Raw genomic sequence first — 18571 nt, 5'->3', positions numbered from 1 at the left:
TTCGGCTTCCCAGGTTAAAAAATGACCGATTACTTACTTCTCTTTATTGGCACCGTGCTGGTGAATAACTTCGTGTTAGTGAAGTTTCTCGGCCTATGCCCCTTTATGGGCGTGTCAAAAAAATTGGAAACGGCCATTGGTATGGGACTCGCCACCACTTTCGTGATCACCCTGGCGTCGATTTGCGCCTGGCTGGTGAACCATCTGATTTTGGTGCCGCTCGATCTGGTGTACCTGCGAACCCTGGCGTATATCCTGGTGATCGCCGTGGTGGTGCAATTCACCGAAATGGTGGTGCGCAAAACCAGTCCGTCACTCTATCGACTGCTGGGCATTTTTCTGCCGCTGATTACCACTAACTGTGCGGTGCTGGGTGTCCCTTTGCTGAGCGTCAATCTCAACCATACCTTTATGCAGGCTGCGGTCTATGGCTTCAGTGCCTCGCTTGGCTTCTCCCTGGTGATGGTGCTGTTCGCTGGTATGCGTGAACGCCTGGTGTTAGCCAATGTCCCCGCGCCGTTTAAGGGCAACTCGATTGCATTGGTCACCGCAGGTTTGATGGCGCTGGCCTTTATGGGCTTTACCGGGTTGGTGAAATTCTAATGACCGCGATTTGGATTGCTATTGTGGCTATTGCTGCGCTGGGCCTGGTTTTTGGCGCCCTGCTCGGTTACGCCTCGCGTCGATTCGAGGTAGAAGAAGATCCGATCGTTGAACAGATCGACAGTATTCTGCCGCAAAGTCAATGCGGCCAATGTGGTTATCCCGGCTGCCGCCCGTACGCCGATGCCGTGGGTAATAACGGCGAAGCCATTAATAAATGCGCCCCCGGCGGCGAGCAGACCATGCTCAAGCTGGCCGCACTGCTGAACGTTGAACCGCAACCGCTGGATGGCGGTGAGGAAGTGCAGGAACCGATCCGCACCGTGGCCTGGATTGATGAAGCCAACTGCATCGGCTGCACTAAATGTATTCAGGCTTGCCCGGTAGATGCGATTGTCGGTGCTACCCGTGCCATGCATACCGTGCTGAGCGATGTCTGTACCGGCTGTGATTTGTGTGTTGCTCCCTGCCCGACCGACTGTATTGAAATGCGTCCGGTTGCTACGACCACGGCCAACTGGAAATGGGATCTCGAAACCATTCCTGTACGGGTGATCCCGGTAGAAACTCATGCTTAATTTGTTAAAACTTTTCCGCAAAGAGAAGCTGTGGGATTTTCAGGGCGGCATTCATCCGCCGGAAATGAAAACACAGTCTAACGGCACGCCCTTAAGCCAGTTACCGCTGCCTGAACAATTCATCATTCCGTTAAAACAGCATATCGGCCATGAAGGCGAGATTTGTGTCTCACCGGGCGATCACGTCTTGCGCGGTCAGGCGCTGACGTTTGGCAGCGGACGCATGCTGCCGGTGCACGCACCGACCTCCGGCACCATCGAAGCGATTGCGCCACATATGACCGCGCACCCTTCGGGTCTTTCCGAACTGTGCATTTTCCTGCGCGCCGATGGTGAAGATCGCTGGACTGCACTCGATCCGCAACCTGACTATCGTGCGCTTCCGCGTGAAGATGTCGTCAAGCGCATCCATGAGGCAGGTGTCGCCGGTTTAGGTGGCGCTGGCTTCCCGACAGCCACCAAGCTACGTGGCGGATTGCGCGGCGTCAAAACCCTGATTATCAACGCTGCGGAGTGCGAGCCTTACATCACCGCCGACGATCGCCTGATGCAGGACTGCGCGGCTGAAGTGCTGGAAGGTTGTCGTATCCTCGCCTGGGTGTTGCAGGCTGAGCGCGTGCTGATTGGCATCGAAGATAACAAACCCGAAGCGATTGCGGCGCTGACGCAGGCTTTGGGCGGTGATTGCGAGTTGCAACTGCGCGTCATCCCCACCAAGTACCCATCGGGTGGCGCCAAACAACTGACCCAGATTCTTACTGGCGTTGAAGTACCGCACGGCGGTCGATCCACTGATATTGGCGTACTGATGCAAAACGTTGGTACGGCCTGGGCGGTAAAGCGCGCCATTATCGATGGCGAGCCGATTACCGAACGCGTCGTCACGCTGACCGGCGAAGCCATTGCGCAGCCGCGCAACGTGTGGGGACGTCTGGGCACGCCGGTTAGCCATCTGTTGCATCATGTGGGTTTCGCGCCGGGTTCACGTCAGATGGTGATCATGGGCGGCCCATTGATGGGCTTTACGCTGCCATCACTCAACGTCCCGCTGGTTAAAATTTCCAACTGTATCCTGGCGCCTTCTGCCAGTGAGATGGGCAATAACGAAGAAGAACAGTCTTGTATTCGTTGCAGCGCCTGTGCGGACGCCTGCCCGGCGAAACTGCTGCCTCAGCAGCTGTTCTGGTACAGCCAGGGCGGCGATCATGAGAAGGCGCGCGCTCACAATATCGATGACTGCATTGAGTGCGGTGCCTGTGCGTACGTCTGCCCAAGTAATATTCCGCTGGTGCAATATTATCGCCAGGAGAAGGCCGAGCTGCGCGCTATCGATCTCGAAGCGAAGCGCACCGCTGAAGCTAAAGCGCGCTTTGAAGCGCGTCAGGCGCGTTTAGAGCGGGAAAAACTGGCGCGTGAAGCGCGTCATGAAGAAGCTAAACAGCGTGTGGCACTTAGCGATCAGGGTGAACGTGACGCGGCGATTGCTCGCGTGAAGGCGCGTGCCGCCAAAACACCGGAACAGGAAACCGCCGAGCGCGAGGCGCGCCATGCGCAGGCGTTGGCTCAGCAGGCGGAAAAACAGTCTGAAACGCAGGCGCTGAGCAAGCAGTCTGGCGATCCGCGTAAAGCCGCTGTTGAAGCGGCCATTGCGCGTGCTAAGGCGAAGAAGTCTGGTGTGGCTGAGCAACCGATCAGCGACGTTGCTGAAACACCTGTTGCTGAGGCTGATCCACGCAAAGCCGCGGTTGAAGCCGCCATTGCGCGCGCTAAGGCGAAGAAAGCTGCGGCTGCGGCTGGTGAACAAGTTTCTGAGCCTGCTAAAGCAGCCCCGGCCGCTGAAGTTGATCCGCGTAAAGCGGCAGTTGAAGCTGCTATTGCGCGTGCTAAAGCGAAGAAAGCCGCTGCGGCTGGTGAGCAAGCATCTGAACCTGCTAAAGCAGCCCCGGACGCTGAAGTTGATCCGCGTAAAGCGGCAGTTGAAGCCGCCATTGCGCGCGCTAAGGCGAAGAAAGCTGCGGCTGCGGCTGGTGAACAAGTTTCTGAGCCTGCTGAAGCAGCCTCGGCCGCTCAAGTTGATCCTCGTAAAGCCGCGGTTGAAGCCGCCATTGCGCGCGCTAAAGCTAAGAAAGCCGCTGCGGCTGGCGAACAAGCGTCTGAACCTGCTGATACAGCACCGACCGCTGAGGTTGATCCTCGCAAAGCAGCAGTTGAAGCCGCTATTGCCCGTGCTAAAGCCAAGAAAGCCGCTGCTGCTGGCGAACAAGCGCCTGCATCTGCTGATGCAGCCCCGGCTGCAGAAGTTGATCCGCGTAAAGCGGCGGTTGAAGCCGCCATTGCTCGCGCTAAAGCGAAGAAAGCTGCGGCGGCTTCTGGTGAACAAGTGTCTGAGCTTGCTGACGCAGCACCTGCCGCTGAAGTTGATCCGCGTAAAGCAGCGGTTGAGGCCGCCATTACTCGAGCTAAGGCGAAGAAAGCGGCTGCGGCTGCGGCGGCTGAGCAGATTTCTGAACCTGCTGACGAACCACACGCACCTGAGCCTTCTGATGCAGCACCTGCCGCTGAGGTCGATCCGCGCAAAGCCGCGGTGGAAGCGGCCATTGCGCGCGCTAAAGCGAAGAAAGCTGCAGCGGCTGCAGAGCAAGCTTCTGCGTCTGCTGAAGCCGCACCTGAATCATCTTCTGAAGTAGAGGCTGCTGCCTCTCCTGACTCCGCCGACCCACGTAAAGCGGCCATTGCCGCCGCGGTCGCCCGTGCCAAAGCGCGTAAAGCGCAGCAGCAGCCTTCGACGACTGAGGATTAAATGGCTTTTCGTATCGCAAGTTCCCCTTATACCCACAATCGCCGCAGCACCGGCAACATCATGCTGCTGGTGGTACTGGCTGCGCTGCCGGGTATGGCCGCGCAGTGGTATTTCTTTGGCGTGGGTTTTCTGATTCAGGTATTGCTCGCCACCGCCACTGCGTGGATCACCGAAGGCGCCATTTTGCGTCTGCGCAAAACACCCGTGGTTCCAACACTTGCGGATAACTCCGCCCTGCTCACTGCATTGCTGCTCGGCATCAGTCTGCCGCCGCTGGCGCCCTGGTGGCTGGTGGTCATTGGCACCGTGTTTGCCATTGTTATCGCGAAACAACTGTATGGCGGCCTGGGTCAAAACCCCTTCAACCCAGCGATGGTCGGTTATGTGGTCTTACTGATCTCCTTCCCGGTACAGATGACCAGCTGGTTGCCGCCTGAGTCATTGCAGGCGATCAAACCTGGCCTGCTGGATTCCCTCAGCATGATCTTCACCAATCACACGCTGGCCGGTCAAACCATGCAGCAGTTGCAGCTCGGGGTGGATGGCGTCAGCCAGGCCACGCCGCTGGATACCTTTAAAACCGGCTTGCGCGCCGGACATAGCGCAGAACAGTTGCTGGCGGAACCGATCTATACCGGTGTGCTGGCGGGATTGGGCTGGCAGTGGATCAACCTCGGTTACCTGCTGGGCGGTATGCTGCTGCTGGCAAAAAATGCCATTCGCTGGCACATCCCCGTCAGTTTCCTGGTGTCGCTGGCCTTCTGCGCCACCCTTGGCTGGTTGTTCTCGTCGGAATCGCTGAACTCGCCCCTGATTCATTTGTTCTCCGGCGCGACCATGCTCGGCGCGTTCTTTATCGCCACAGATCCGGTCACCGCCTCGACAACCAACCGTGGTCGCCTGGTGTATGGTGCACTGATTGGTTTGCTGGTGTGGTTGATTCGCAGCTTTGGCGGCTATCCGGACGGCGTGGCGTTCGCCGTTTTGCTGGCAAACATTTGCGTGCCGCTGATTGATTACTACACCCAGCCGCGCGTTTACGGCCATCGCAAGGATTAATGATGTTCGATGCTATTCGTAAAAATGCCGTGACGCTGGCGGCGTTTGCGGTGATCACCACCGGTGTGACTGCCGTGGTGAACTATGTCACCAAGCCCACGGTGGAGCATCAGACGGCACTGCAGCAAAAGAACCTGCTCGATCAGGTGGTGCCCACCGATATGTATGACAATCATATTCAGCAAGAGTGTTTTCTGGTCACCGACGCGGCGGCGTTAGGCAATAACCTGCCGCATCATCTCTATCTGGCGCGTAAAGGCGATCAGCCTGTAGCGGCGGCGCTTGAGACTACCGCGCCAGACGGCTATTCTGGTGCGATTCAGATGCTGGTCGGTGCCGATTTTCACGGCAAAGTATTAGGTGTCCGCGTAGTGGAACACCATGAAACGCCTGGACTGGGCGACAAGATTGAACTGCGCATTTCCGACTGGATCAACAGCTTTAACGGCAAAGTGGTGCACGGTGCCGACGACAAGAACTTTGCGGTGAAAAAAGACGGCGGTGAATTTGATCAATTTACCGGCGCGACCATTACCCCGCGTGCAGTGGTGAATGCCACTAAACGTACCGCATTACTGATTGAAACGTTGCCAGCGAAGCTCTCTTCGCTGCCCGAATGTGGAGATGCACCATGAGTGAAGCAAAATCCCTGCTGGTTGGCGGCCTGTGGAAGAACAACTCCGCCTTGGTGCAACTGCTCGGCTTGTGTCCGCTGCTGGCCGTGACCTCAACCGCCACTAACGCCCTCGGCCTTGGCCTGGCCACCACGCTGGTGTTAACCATCACCAACAGCGCTATCTCCGCCTCGCGTCGTTGGGTGCCGGCGGAAATCCGTATCCCTATTTACGTAATGATCATCGCTTCGGTAGTGAGCTGCGTGCAGATGCTGATCAATGCTTACGCTTACGGGCTGTATCAGTCATTGGGAATCTTTATTCCCCTGATCGTGACCAACTGTATTGTGGTGGGCCGCGCGGAAGCGGTGGCGTCGAAAAGCAGCATCCCGCTCTCGGCGCTGGATGGTTTTGCGATTGGCATGGGCGCGACCTGCGCGATGGTGACGCTAGGTTCGATTCGTGAATTGATCGGTAGCGGCACCCTGTTTAACGGTGCTGACCAACTGCTGGGCCCCTGGGCCAAAGCGCTGCGTATTGAAGTGTTCCATTTCGATTCGCCGATGCTGTTGGCGATGCTGCCGCCTGGGGCTTTTATTGGCTTAGGCATGCTGCTGGCCGGTAAATATCTGATCGACCAGAAAATGAAGCAACGAGCCGCACTGCGCGCTGCTGAAGCTGAAGCTGAAGCCGCGCCACAAGGTGAAACCGGGAAGGCCGTGTGAACAAGGAAAAGCGACTGCAAATTCTCACGCGCCTGCGTGATGACAACCCGCATCCCACAACGGAACTGTACTTCAGTTCACCGTTTGAACTGCTGATTGCGGTGCTGCTGTCCGCACAGGCCACCGATGTGAGCGTGAACAAAGCCACGGCGAAGATGTATCCGGTGGCAAATACCCCCGCCGCTATATTGGCTTTGGGTGTTGATGGCGTGAAAGAGTTCATCAAGACCATCGGCCTGTTTAACAGCAAGGCAGAGAATGTGATCAAAACCTGCCGCATTCTCATCGAGCAGCACGGTGGTGAAGTTCCAGAGGACCGTGCGGCATTAGAAGCCCTGCCCGGCGTCGGACGCAAGACCGCCAACGTGGTGCTGAATACCGCCTTTGGCTGGCCGACCATTGCCGTGGATACGCATATTTTCCGCGTCAGCAATCGCACCCGCTTCGCGCCCGGCAAGAATGTCGAAGAAGTGGAAGATAAGCTGATTAAAGTGGTGCCCTCTGCTTTTAAAGTCGATTGCCACCATTGGTTAATCTTGCACGGCCGCTATACCTGCGTGGCACGTAAACCGCGCTGCGGCTCCTGCCTGATTGAAGATTTGTGTGAGTTTGACGCTAAAGAGTCTTAGTGTCCGCCAGGGGCTTCAGCCACGGCTCCCACAGAGAAACAGACTCCGTGGCCAGCACGCGAAGATGGTCCGCATCCGCACCGCAGGCATTAATCAGGGATTGCAGTGGCATCAGTCTTCCTCGCTGACAAAGGTTTCATCCGGCACGTCCGGGGCGTCACTGATAATGAAAATGTCGGCCGGGAGCGTGAAGTTGCGCAGCTTCAGCAGCGCCAGCGGCCCTTCCCCCGCTTCTGTTCGCAGAATGTAGTTCAGCGGACGACCGTCCGGAGCCTGCCAGGTGAGCCGCCAGCTGCTGCTGATGCCCGGATTGGCGCTGACCTGAGCCTTATCCAGCAGGCGAATCAGACCCCAGCTGCCCGGCATGTCGCCGTACTGGCGGGTGCCGGCCTTCGTGCTTATCCAGCTCAGTGATGCACCCGGCGCTTCTGTGTCGGCAGGCCAGGTGAAGCGTTTCCACACCGGTTGCTGATTCATGTAGGTGAGCTTCTGACTGTCAATAATCAGGTCAGTCTGCATCACGTCTGCTGCCGTACCGGGGCGCAGTTCAAAATGCAGCCCGGCCTCTCCATTGGTGAACACCACGTCGGAAATCCGGCTGAGCTGATTAAGCGCCTGCAGAAAGGCCGGGTTAAACGTCAGCCCCTGGGCGTTGATACTGTCCGGTACCCAGCGGGTGCCTTCGCGGTGCAGCACGCCGCTCAGACGCGACTGCAGGAAGCGGGTGATGCGTCCGTTCTCAACGTTCAGATATTTCGCCAGCAACGGCAGTGACACCTCACTACTGACATTTTTAAACGGATAGCGGCCGCCAAACGCGCTGTTCCACTCGTTCACCACCGCCTGCTGCCACTGGGCGTTCAGGCTGCCCGCAGCCGGCATCAGCACCTGCTGCCAGGCCTGCTCCATCGGGCGCACAAACACCGTCTGCCCGAAACCGCTCCACTCCTGCCCCAGCCCGGCGGCGACCAGGCTGCCGTAATCACGCGTGTCAGTCAGGTCCACGGTTTTCCCCTGAAATACCGTCTGCGCCAGCGTCTGCGTCATGGCCTGCGGGTCTGCCGCGTTGGTGACCTGCTGCAGGCGCAGACGCACCTGAGTCACGCGCGTCAGGAAGGTGCGCAGGCTCATACTGCTGCTGCCCTGACTGTCAGTCAGCGCCAGCAGCGGGCCGAAAGTCGCATCGAGTGGGCCGCTCGGGCCGCTGTTCTGGTCAATGACAGGGCGCTTTTCCCGACTGAGCAGGTTCTGCGCAGACTTCACCAGCGAGTCAGCAATGGCATCCCCACTCTGCCCGGTCCGCCCCTGCACGCTGAGGGTGTTCATCAGCGCCACCAGCGGCGACTGGCGCACATCCGCCATCAGCGTGAGCTGGTCAATTGCGTCGGAAAGCGTCGGTGCAGGCTTCAGGCGCAGGCTGTTGAGGAAGTTCAGCCAGGCTGCGCTGTAGTCGGCAAAGTATCGGCTGGTGAGCCGCGCCTCCAGCGCTTCGGGTGAGGAAGCATCACCAGCGGGGGGCGGCGCATCACTGAGTACCCAGTCCATCTCCTGACGCCGCTCCCGCGCCACCTTTTCAATCGCGGGTTTAACGCCGTCTTCCCACGCCTGACGGGTGAACATGCCGGGCACCACTTCATCGGTGGTAAACAGGCGCCCCGCATCCGTATCGCCGGTCATGTCTGCCAAGCGCATATCGGCATACTGGTGCGCCACCTGCGCCAGCACCCGCTGGTACTGGCGGGTTTCGCTGTTGGTTACTCCCATCTGACGTACCAGCAGGGTGCGCACCTGCCTGACCAGCTCCGGGTCTGCTTTCAGCGCCCATTCAGGGTGAGCATTGAAATTCTCTGCATAGAAAGCCAGCAGCGGACTCCCGGCGCCCTGCCAGTATGCCTGGTCCAGACTCTGCCGCTGCGTCCAGTTTTGCATCAGTGCCTTGCTGAACCAACAGGGGTCCATACGTTCAGGGCGCGTCAGCATCAGATACAACCTGAGCTGCGTGTAGGCCTGCTTTGACTGCGTTTCCCGCAATGGGCTGTCGGGTGGGAGTGCGGCATAGGCTTTCAGTGCGTCAGTAAGCTGCAAGGCTGCTGCATCGCGTAGCAGAGGCAGCGCCGCCTTACTGTAACGAGGCCACAGGGCGGACAGCAGCTCATCGTTCTGACTCAATCCAAGACGACTGTACCAGGGCGTACCATGCTCCTGGCGATACTGTAATTGTCCGATCGTGTCCTGAAGCAAGCCCATCGCAGCAAGCCGTTGTTTTAAAGACTGACTGCTGTCAGAAGCATTTTCAGTCACCTGTACGGCATCACCGATAATGCTGCGATTGGCGGCGAAAGAGACCAGCATTCCTACTCCCCACAGTACCACCAGCACACAGGCGGCTGCGGCGAGAATGCGATTCCACTGCATGCCATAGCGAGACGGGCGAAGATGAGCAGGGAGTTCATTTGAAGACGCAGGCAGCGCATCCCAGCGGTTATCGCGTATCCAATGGTGTGGCACCGTAAGTGCCGTACCTTCCGATTGCGGGCTGAACACTATCCCCGCCAGCGTCAGAGACCGATGAACACTCTGCAGCGGAGAAAGCAGCGCAGTTATCGATTCAGGCACACGCGCCAGCTGGTCCGCGAGGCTCAGCAAAAAGTGATGCTGCGGCGAGCCCGCCACCTGCTGGGTCCCCTGCGCGATGAGATCCGCCGCCAGTGCCGCGAGCAATGCATCGTGATTATTGGTTGTGGAAGTCTGGAACCCAACGGCCTGAGTTATACGGCCAGATTGCTTTCCAGCCCGTGTATGCAATGACCAGACGAACAGCGGCAGTCGCCAGCCGAGCATATTGCAGCGAGCCGATAAGGCATGTGCGGTGGCATCCATCGCGGCACTGGAAGGTTGCGAAGTAGTGGGCAACCCGCCAATGTCGTTAAGCTGGTCAGCAGCAGAAGTCACCCAAATTATCGCGTCTGCAGGACGGTGACGCAGACGCTTTAAAGCAATCAGCCAGTTTTCATCAGTTTGAGAGGCGGGATCGCCGCCCCACAACAACAGCGTACCACTGTCCTCTTGCCAGAGTTGATTGGTCAGGCCAGGTGCCAAGCGTTCAACGTCTGACACGCTGCCCGTGATGAGAAGGATGTGAACTTTGAAATTCCAAAGACGGCCGTGTTGTTGGTGGAGAGCATAATGGAGATGCTGAAGAATAATCCGGTGATTTTCAGTTGAAGTGGTTTTTTTCTTATCTAATTGCTTGTCGTGCCCAATTATTTTTTGAGGTAAATATTGCTCATGCTCTTCGCCAATTGACTTTTTCTGAGAAAAATGAAGAGTAAAGACAACTATTATTAAAGTTATTACACACATCCCCCAGATTAACCAAACATATTCAACATTTACGCCTAAGATATCCATACCACTTCTGAAAGTAGTGATCAGGAATGCACTTACGCATGCAAGCGCCACGACTAATATTGAATATCCTGTTACACTAAAACGCCGAATGACCGGCGAAGCTGTTGATGTCATAAAAAAACTTCCTTGTAATCAGACAAAATGAATAGGCTTTATCCTTGCCACCTGATATTAATAATTGAGTTTCTCCCGTTCTAATTGCAGCATCAACTAATAATGAAATAGAAACAGGAAAGGATAGTGGTCCTGGCGGGCCAAATGAATGATTAACAACCAAAAATGGATATCGAGAAGGAAGTGCCCATTTTTTTTCTTCAGCATAGCGTACAATTGTAATCTTATCAGCCTCCTCAACTCCCGAAAGCCATACATGCTTCATTTCTGAGGCCTCCAACCTGTTATACTCCGTCAGAATATCAAGTGATTTCGTCAGAGAGTTTGAATGCAAAAATCTCCCTACACCTGCTTTGACAAGGAATGAATCACTCTTGATCATTTCTGATGAACATATAAGACTTGCGTTAATGAATTCACTATATCCACATTCAACAGAGTTAGGCCAATCCTGTAAGGTAATAATCAGTGCCATTTCTTTAATCGAACAGAATTCAGAACCTGAAAAGTATTGGTCGGTTAAAGATACAATATTAGGGACAATATCCCATTGTTTAAATACAGCCTCAGAAATGTGAGATGCATCATGCTTTTCTGTTTTGAGTAAAATGATGTCATAAAGACTATTTCGATAACCAGGGCATTGTCTTTCCAGATTTTCATCTAAAAAAATAAACTTAGCGCTTAAATTCATAAAATCGTGGTGTAGATGTCTGCATTTAACTGGATATGCTGGAATATCAGAAGGATCTCCAATTAAAGCTTCGCTTCCATTTTCTTCAGGACACAAGATTATATTTGCTATAACCGGCCTTTGCCACATAGCCCAACGCTGCCAATGAGATTTGGTAAATTGAGTCTGAATATCCCATAATATAGCTGCATTGGAAGATTGATCATAGCGAAACCAAACAACTCCAACGAGACATAGCCATATCATAACTGAAGGTAGCAAACCATTAACCATTACATCTCTGTAGCTATTATCCCTCAAAAATAAAATAGAGACCAATGCCCCCAGGGAAATCAAAACAAGAAAAATAATTGTCAGAAATTTAATGGATGGTTTTTTCAAGATTTTTTTTGATGGAATATCTGGAATTGGCCAATTCATTTTATTTAATCTACCATCTCATTTCGAAAGCTGATAACTTTGCAACCACATTCACATACGCAGTCGTGAACAACCACCTGAACGCCATTATCAAAAACTGTAGGATCGCCTTGCTGAATGTGGTTAGAACCATGCAGTGGGCATGAAACGCTATCTCCTACTAATGCAACTTGTACACCTTCGACATACATGGTTGATGTGGCTGATATAACCTTACCGCCGTGTGTTGTTGCATCGCCTAAGCAAGTCAGTGCTGGCATATACTTTTCTCCTATTTTTAATGGTGAGATACATCATTAAAGGAAATTAACAAATCAATAAATTTCAAAAATTAATAGCTAAAAATTATAAATAACAACCGCGTAACATACCTTACTGCTTAATAACAACCAAAGGATTACTAGTTTAAACTTATAGACTTACTATATCGATCATATACAAAAACGTTATCGCATGAAATTTGAACCGCGGCATTCCTATTAATCATAATTGAACACCCTATTAAATGAGCATACTCTCAACAGAAGGTGCAATGGGTTAAATAAATATGAACAATCTTTAATGGTATAATTCGAATCGGGCGCATCACCGCCCGACAGCCATTACTCCAAAGTATTCTCAGCGTTATTATTAACCGGTATCCCTTGTTCTGTGAATTGGTTATCACGGGTATTCTTCTGCACGGCTACTGCACCAAATAGCGCCATGAAGAATGACACACCGTAAAACCCTTTTTCGCTAGGCATCAGTGTTGCATTCACCAATCCGATAACCAGCAGCGCAACTGAAAGACCAAATGCCAGCAGGCACACTCCGTGATAAAGGCGAGTTGTGGGGATATTTTCCTGGCGATCGCGAACCGTTTTTTGCAATGAAACCGCAGCAAACAGCGCCAAAATCAGCACAGAAAAATAGTAGCCTTTTTCATTTAGCTCCATCTCTGCATGCCACAAACCGGCCAAATAAACCACACTGCCGCCGATCATGGCAATCCAGGAAATAGCGATAAATGCGGGTGAAACAGGGATATTCTGCGTTTTCATAGGATTTCCTTTAATTTATTGAAAATAGGTTAAAATGTTAAAAAGACCTCCCGCCGGAATTAAATCCAGACCAATGCGCCAGGGCATTGCGCCCTGCGTACATTTTTCAAACAGCCGTTGACTAAAAACAGTAAAAATATTTGGATTGAATAGGTGGTTGACATTGCATGGGAGAATGCCTGGCAATAGACAGGCAACACTCAGTACATAAAACAACTTATACGTCATGCAGTTGCACTAATGATTAGGTAAAGCAGGCTATTTTGCTATCGCATTTGGGCGGATACGGATAGTGTCGGTAATCTGCTGCCAGATACTTACAGCTTCGGCCTCTGTAAGACGTCCCTCGCCCTCAAGGCCCTGCTGCAGGAACGTCAGAGATAACATTGGATGCTTGGGCGATGCCGTTTTTTCATTGATATTAATGACAAATCGCAGAGCTTTTTCACCGTAGGTGTCACTAAGCAATCCCTTTGCCAGCCACTGTTCTGCATACAATCCATTAATGTTACGGCGTCCACTGGCGATGGTATTGCCTTCGGCTCGCTTGATGTTGCGCTCCATCATGACGCCTCTCTCCAGCAGGGAATCGTCAGAGTCACTGTAGTTATCGCTATCAAAATAAAATGTAACTTCAGGGTATTTTTGAGAGATGTAGTTAGCACTAATCTCCTCATTTGGCTTAGTTATTCCATCCTTTATAAACAATTCTGGCAGACAGAATCCAGGTTCATTTGGTATTTCATACTCCTGCTTACCGGAAATACGCCTTAGCAAATCAGTTAGCTCAACCAGTTTTTTCGGAACATTGTTACCATAGATCTCAGGGGTATCCTTACGATCTTTATCATAGCGACGCGATAATCCATTTCTGGCTTCTATAGTTATTTCAACTGCTACACCGTTAGTGTAAATGTGAGCCTCAAGCACTCGTGATGAATCGGGCACTTGGAAATATTCATTCCGCTCAAATATCACCCCCTGCATGTCGTCAGATAAGAAATAAACTCTCTTTAGATACGGCATATCCAGTGGATTTAAAGTTTTCGTGGCTGATAGCTCAGCCTCTCTTAACCGAATTTTCTGTTCAAAAGCCGGTCGATAAATTCTTTGATACTTCACCGATGATGTATCAACAAACGCCATGACATCGTCAGACGTAATAGTAAATGTTTCCGGCAGGTCAACCAAATAGCGTCCGACACAACGGGTAGTTCTTTCCTTTAAAAAATGTGTCACGTGTTCACGTTCCTCTGAGGTCAAATTTACTCTGAGTGGCAACCTGCTGTATCCATACCATCCAGCAATACCAGCACAAAACAAAAGCAAAGCAATGGTCTTTTTAACTTTCACTCAAACCTCAGCGTGTTTTTTATCTGCTGAACAATTTTCACTAAGGCCCTTAGAGTAAACTGCTGTGCCTTCAAGTCCTGGAAAGCAGGTTCATGTTCGACAGAAACCTGAAATCGTGCCTTTAGAGAGTTCTCCGCAATACGCCCAGATCGCACAGGAACCGTGCCATCCCCTGCTTCTTCTGCAGGCAATAATTCGTAAGTTTGATAAACTCCTGTTGCCCATCCGCTACCGGACAGTGGAGAGGAAACACTTCGCTTGGCTGACATTTCTGTTTTGTCCAAAGCACGGCCTGCCAGCCCGTCACGCTGACGGTTTCGATTCAGCCACGCTTCTGCACGAGGGGTATTTGCACGCCAGCAGACGTCACCGTAGGCCCGATATGCCTCGTCTCCACTGTAGAAAGCCCAACTTTGAGGATGGTATTTTCCTGAGAGGCCTTCAATAAAAGGCTTAACTTCATCTTTTAATATTATGGCGAATTTTTGCCAGTCCTTGTCCAAATCGACTGAGTTTAGGCTTGTTCCAGGATTAATAAACTGCTCCTCACATAGTCCCCACCACTGGTCCTGTTTTAGATAAATTTCGCTATAGGGACATTCGTTTGGAAGTGCATATATCGTTTTGTCGTCTATTATCTTTAACCAGCCTAGGCCATATTCTCTCCCCGGCAACAATTGCAGAGGTCCGGGAGCCTGAGAGAGTACAGCGGTCATGGTTTCAGCATCTGAGCCCAATACTTTTGCAGCTCCCCAGCCTTTAACGTTACCTGCAGCGTTCTCTGTACCAGCCTTCATTCTTCGATAAGTGGCTGCGGCTCCCAATGCTGGCATCACGCCATGTATCACGCCAAGTACCTTATTTTCTCCACCGAGGATTTGTGTGTAGTGCCGGGCAACAAGGCCCCCCATAGAGTGGGTAATCAAAATCACCTTCTCGCACTGCCGTCCTTTTAGCCGATAGAACTGGATTTTTTCATCAATGTATTTGTTCAACGCATCAGCTGAAACGGCGTTAGACTGAAGCCAGTTATACCCCATAGCAAAGACAGGGAAGAGGTAACGGAAAGTCAAATCTACCTCTTCCTTACTAACTGATGTATCACCCACCTCTAGTTCAAGCGCGGTTTTCAGCAGGTTAGTGCGCTCATTAGAATGTCCATTTTCAAAGTCATTGAGAGTGTTTTGCAACCAGTCAAGAAAAGTACCATAACTTTCATAACCTACTGTTCCCCACCCACGTTCCCGGCGAGTTTTAAGTAAAAAGGGTTCTTTTTTATCATCTATTTTTCCACCATCATCTACAGTTGTCTTTTTGGGATCCAACTTTTTTCTTCGCGTTTTCCCATTTTCACCAAACCAGTACAAAACAAGCTCATCTTTACTATCTAGCCGCCAAATACTTTTTCCTTTCTTATCGTTCATTCTCAAATTGCTACCCATTACTCCCGGTATAAAAATGACTGGAATAACTCGATCTGGATACACGATACATTGCTGAACAATGTTTTTTCCTTTAGGTGTGCTATATAACTGATAACAAGCATTGCCATTATCATCAAATGTAGGTTCAATATTTGATGTGCTATGTTCTTCAGCCATGGTTAACATTCCTTGTTCAAGTTCAAATTAATTATGGCAATGTCAGCGAAATTTTGAGAGGCTATTTTCCCTGCGCCATCTGAAGTAACTAATGTCTTCCCGAGATCACTGCTCACATTCCCTTTATAACTTTTTACCGCTTCTTTGGTACCTGCCCAGATGAATTGCGTGTTGAGTTCATAATTACACTGCTGCCAGGTATTAAACATTTCGCTTGCACTTTGACCTCCGAATTTTTGCCATACTGCTGCGCGCTGAATAATTTTATCCGGGGCACCGCTCTCTACTTCACCGTTTCCTATTCTCAAATAAGCACCACCGCTACCTACCAGTAAAATATCCTGTTTTGCACGAATGATAACTTTACCTTCGCTACTACTGATGCGTACATCCTGGAATGCATCCAGCAACACCTCATCACTCTGAGACTGAATTTCGACTTTCCCCTTAGCCGCTAGTAACTTCAGTCCCAGCTTTTGTGCAAACAGGCTGATTCTTTCTCCCGCTGCCACCGTGAAAGCTTTCATTACGCTGAAGTCAGTGTTTTTACCGCTGGTTGCAATGAGGTTTTCACCTGCTGACAGTTGCAGGCTTTTAGTCGTGGCTTGCGCGATGCCACCAGGCGCTGAGAGTAGTAACGCTGACTGCCTAAGCTCGGTGATGGCATCACTCAAAAGCGATTTCTGGGTTTGTAAATCCGCCAATTCGGCTTTTGCCATCTCTGCTGCACTTCTCAAGGACTCAGTTAACTGCTGCGCCTTTTGAAGTTCGCCAAGAGCATCTTGCATCGACAACATCTTCCCATGTGCCTGCGACTGAATATCCGCACTGATAAACACGCCTTTGCCACCACGGATAGCGATATGATTATCAGTGCGCAGTTCTGCACCTTCGCCACGAAGCTCACGCCGTGCATTGACATTGTGCCCCAAATTAAGCTGCGTCTTACCCCCATACTCCGTGCTGAGTTTGATATGCTCCTCACCACGCTTATCCTCCATGCGCAGTTTATTCAGCCCTGCCGTACGGATAACATTGCGAGTACTGTTTTTTTCGGTAACGTGATCCACATGCCGTGAATCATGCAGCGCATGAGCAATATAAGGCTGATCCGGGTCTCCCTCACGAAACGCTATTGCCACCTCCGTCCCCTGTATCAGCGGGAAGTGGAAGCCGTACATATCCCCGCCGTAAGGTTTCGCGAGGCGAACGGGCATGCTTTCCAGGCCGCGATCCTTGCCATCCTCGTCCGCATCAAACACCACACGATATAACCCGGATGCATCCTGCCAGGCATAGATGTCGTTGTCTTTCGCACTGGTCACACGCGCCGTCATGGTGCCGCTGACTTTAGGACGGGCAAGCAGTGCGGGACGCCAGCATAGCGTTTCGCTGTAAGGCACAGCATTCAGCGTGGCCTGGAAGGCTGAACGTCGGCTCGCACTGACATTGATTTGGGTGATTAAAACGGGACTCTGCAGCTGTGCAGGCAGCGTGGGTATGCCTGTTTCGGTAACAGATAAAACATGTCCGGGGCTGATAAAAGCATCGTTGCAAATACCGGATATCAGCGTCTGCCGGGCAAGAAAACGTTCATGATCGAGACGGGCATAAAAGTTTGCGGTCTCGGTCTCCGGAGCAAACTTATCGCCGCTGTAGGGATGGCGGGGACGATAGTGATAAACCTGCCCGTAAGAGATGTTGTCACCATCACCCCGCGTCATATCGGCCTTCACCGACCGCAGCACGCGTTGTGCCTCACGGTGGTTGTAATCCTTCGCTGTCACACCCGCTTCAACCACGTTATGGGTCAGATTCAGGTTCCAGACAGATTCCTGAGCATTGTCTTCAAGACCCGAGGGACTGTTCAGCGGCAGCGACTTCTGATCGGAATAAGCGCTCTGCGCGTCACCAAAACGGATGACCTCAGTCTGAGTGTCTGGCTGAAGTGTGAAGTAATAGAAAATGCCAATTTCGGACAACAGACGCTGTACAAACTTCAGGTCACTTTCCTGATACTGGTTAATCTGCTCCCTTTTGGGGTAGCCATGCTTCAGGCTGAATTCATATTCCCACCCCTGAAAACCATGCTCATCCAGTATCTGACTGACGACTTCCGGAACGGATTTATTCACAAAGAAACGGTGTGAGCGGAATTGTTTATCCAGAAGCGAGAAGCGAGGTTCAATAATAACAAGATAGCTGACCTGGTCTGCGGAGCCCGTCAGACGACGGAAATCGGTGATATAACCGTGAACAATCTTCTGCGATTCGAATTTCTGCAGAGGTCCAATGCCCATAATCAGCGTCACCGCTTTGCGCAGCATCCGGTCTGGTGAGATGTCATTATCCGGGCTGGTGAACATCACGCTGTAAAGGTAGTTCTCGCTCAGCGCTTCCATGCCCGTAAGATTTTCCACATCAATCGGTGAATTGCAGGCTGGAATCAATAAAGAATATCGATTGAGCGTAGAGGAAATTACCGATGCTGTTTTTTCTATTAGGCCAGAGGGGATCATTGTCATTCTCTCCTTGATGACGAATTGTTATGTCTCCCACTAATTGCAGAGAGAATAACGTCAGTAATATTTTTATTTCTTGATTGCCGATAATTACTTCTTTGTCAAGCTATCAGGGATTAACGTCACCGATATCGCATGCTTTTCCATAGGGAAAAACCGCCCCCCAGTGATTGTTATACGGCTGCTGCGACTACTAAATTTGATAAATTCTCACTCTGTTTCAGGCACGCTACCGCCCGTGGCCGTTAACCGAGGCCTATAAGGTCTGAGGCATCTGTAAATCGGTGTATTTTTCAGAGGCGTATCTGCGCGCAGGCGAACCTCTGAAAAAGCGGACAGTGAACCACCCACACGGGCTTACGCGAAGGCGCGTTCGTGCAATGAATTGGAATGAATGATTTTGAC

14 protein-coding genes are annotated in these 18571 nt (G+C 51.8%); 7 read left to right on the top strand and 7 right to left on the bottom strand.

The features are described from left to right. Positions 1-21 precede the first annotated feature (21 nt). Genes rsxA through nth form a run of 7 tightly spaced genes read left to right on the top strand, consistent with a single transcriptional unit; the run spans position 22 to position 7008 of the window. Positions 22-603: an electron transport complex subunit RsxA gene (gene rsxA, locus AC6I8L_RS08735; RefSeq protein ID WP_034827413.1), complete on the top strand. Its 582-nt coding sequence runs from the start codon at positions 22-24 to the stop codon at positions 601-603. Beyond that, on the top strand, positions 603-1181 hold the full coding sequence (rsxB, locus tag AC6I8L_RS08730; protein WP_034827415.1) for an electron transport complex subunit RsxB: 579 nt from the start codon (positions 603-605) through the stop codon (positions 1179-1181). The genes rsxA and rsxB overlap by 1 nt, the downstream gene beginning before the upstream one ends. Continuing rightward, on the top strand, positions 1174-3981 hold the full coding sequence (rsxC, locus tag AC6I8L_RS08725; RefSeq protein ID WP_479402682.1) for an electron transport complex subunit RsxC: 2808 nt from the start codon (positions 1174-1176) through the stop codon (positions 3979-3981). Before rsxB ends, rsxC begins: the two co-directional genes overlap by 8 nt. Further along, the gene (gene rsxD, locus AC6I8L_RS08720; RefSeq protein WP_058962380.1) at positions 3982-5040 is read left to right on the top strand and encodes an electron transport complex subunit RsxD; all 1059 of its coding nucleotides are present in this window, start codon (positions 3982-3984) and stop codon (positions 5038-5040) included. Between the two features lie 2 nt (positions 5041-5042). Then, a complete protein-coding gene (gene rsxG / locus AC6I8L_RS08715) occupies positions 5043-5675 on the top strand; it encodes an electron transport complex subunit RsxG (RefSeq protein ID WP_058962381.1) in 633 nt (210 codons plus the stop codon). Then, entirely contained in the window at positions 5672-6379 is a 708-nt protein-coding gene (locus AC6I8L_RS08710) for an electron transport complex subunit E (protein ID WP_058962382.1), read from the top strand. Before rsxG ends, AC6I8L_RS08710 begins: the two co-directional genes overlap by 4 nt. After that, positions 6376-7008, top strand: coding sequence for an endonuclease III (gene nth / locus AC6I8L_RS08705; RefSeq protein WP_058962383.1), 633 nt, complete (start codon positions 6376-6378; stop codon positions 7006-7008). The genes AC6I8L_RS08710 and nth overlap by 4 nt, the downstream gene beginning before the upstream one ends. A gap of 111 nt (positions 7009-7119) precedes the next feature. On the opposite strand, the gene AC6I8L_RS08700 is transcribed toward nth, so the two are convergent. The 7 genes from AC6I8L_RS08700 to AC6I8L_RS08670 form a co-directional block, all read right to left on the bottom strand. Beyond that, positions 7120-10419 carry an ImcF-related family protein gene (locus AC6I8L_RS08700; RefSeq protein WP_082678162.1) on the bottom strand — a complete coding sequence of 1100 codons (3300 nt, stop codon included), beginning with the start codon at positions 10417-10419 and terminating at the stop codon, positions 7120-7122. Between the two features lie 76 nt (positions 10420-10495). Continuing rightward, a complete protein-coding gene (locus tag AC6I8L_RS08695; RefSeq protein ID WP_498014408.1) occupies positions 10496-11647 on the bottom strand; it encodes a KPHS_23130 family T6SS system protein in 1152 nt (383 codons plus the stop codon). A gap of 5 nt (positions 11648-11652) precedes the next feature. After that, positions 11653-11907, bottom strand: coding sequence for a PAAR domain-containing protein (locus tag AC6I8L_RS08690; protein WP_072226632.1), 255 nt, complete (start codon positions 11905-11907; stop codon positions 11653-11655). 342 nt (positions 11908-12249) lie between these two features. After that, complete coding sequence (gene yiaA, locus AC6I8L_RS08685) at positions 12250-12690, bottom strand: inner membrane protein YiaA (RefSeq protein ID WP_058962385.1); 441 nt, start codon at positions 12688-12690, stop codon at positions 12250-12252. 258 nt (positions 12691-12948) lie between these two features. Further along, on the bottom strand, positions 12949-14043 hold the full coding sequence (locus AC6I8L_RS08680) for a Tli4 family immunity protein (protein WP_153012354.1): 1095 nt from the start codon (positions 14041-14043) through the stop codon (positions 12949-12951). Continuing rightward, positions 14040-15644: an esterase/lipase family protein gene (locus tag AC6I8L_RS08675; RefSeq protein WP_479402688.1), complete on the bottom strand. Its 1605-nt coding sequence runs from the start codon at positions 15642-15644 to the stop codon at positions 14040-14042. Before AC6I8L_RS08675 ends, AC6I8L_RS08680 begins: the two co-directional genes overlap by 4 nt. Positions 15645-15646: 2 nt before the next feature. Further along, on the bottom strand, positions 15647-18163 hold the full coding sequence (locus tag AC6I8L_RS08670; RefSeq protein ID WP_498014477.1) for a type VI secretion system Vgr family protein: 2517 nt from the start codon (positions 18161-18163) through the stop codon (positions 15647-15649). Between the last annotated feature and the right edge of the window lie 408 nt (positions 18164-18571).

The organism is Type-E symbiont of Plautia stali (assembly GCF_059731115.1).
Note: the sequence above shows the minus strand (reverse complement) of the source record. Positions and strands in the feature narration are given on the sequence as shown.

What these genes read in the sequence shown, in the direction of transcription:
- rsxA (WP_034827413.1), top strand. Translation starts at nt 22, where the DNA reads ATGACCGATTACTTACTTCTCTTTATTGGCACCGTGCTGGTGAATAAC.
- rsxB (WP_034827415.1), top strand. Translation starts at nt 603, where the DNA reads ATGACCGCGATTTGGATTGCTATTGTGGCTATTGCTGCGCTGGGCCTG.
- rsxC (WP_479402682.1), top strand. Translation starts at nt 1,174, where the DNA reads ATGCTTAATTTGTTAAAACTTTTCCGCAAAGAGAAGCTGTGGGATTTT.
- rsxD (WP_058962380.1), top strand. Translation starts at nt 3,982, where the DNA reads ATGGCTTTTCGTATCGCAAGTTCCCCTTATACCCACAATCGCCGCAGC.
- rsxG (WP_058962381.1), top strand. Translation starts at nt 5,043, where the DNA reads ATGTTCGATGCTATTCGTAAAAATGCCGTGACGCTGGCGGCGTTTGCG.
- AC6I8L_RS08710 (WP_058962382.1), top strand. Translation starts at nt 5,672, where the DNA reads ATGAGTGAAGCAAAATCCCTGCTGGTTGGCGGCCTGTGGAAGAACAAC.
- AC6I8L_RS08700 (WP_082678162.1), bottom strand. Translation starts at nt 10,419, where the DNA reads ATGGATATCTTAGGCGTAAATGTTGAATATGTTTGGTTAATCTGGGGG.
- AC6I8L_RS08695 (WP_498014408.1), bottom strand. Translation starts at nt 11,647, where the DNA reads ATGAATTGGCCAATTCCAGATATTCCATCAAAAAAAATCTTGAAAAAA.
- AC6I8L_RS08690 (WP_072226632.1), bottom strand. Translation starts at nt 11,907, where the DNA reads ATGCCAGCACTGACTTGCTTAGGCGATGCAACAACACACGGCGGTAAG.
- yiaA (WP_058962385.1), bottom strand. Translation starts at nt 12,690, where the DNA reads ATGAAAACGCAGAATATCCCTGTTTCACCCGCATTTATCGCTATTTCC.
- AC6I8L_RS08675 (WP_479402688.1), bottom strand. Translation starts at nt 15,644, where the DNA reads ATGGCTGAAGAACATAGCACATCAAATATTGAACCTACATTTGATGAT.
- AC6I8L_RS08670 (WP_498014477.1), bottom strand. Translation starts at nt 18,163, where the DNA reads ATGATCCCCTCTGGCCTAATAGAAAAAACAGCATCGGTAATTTCCTCT.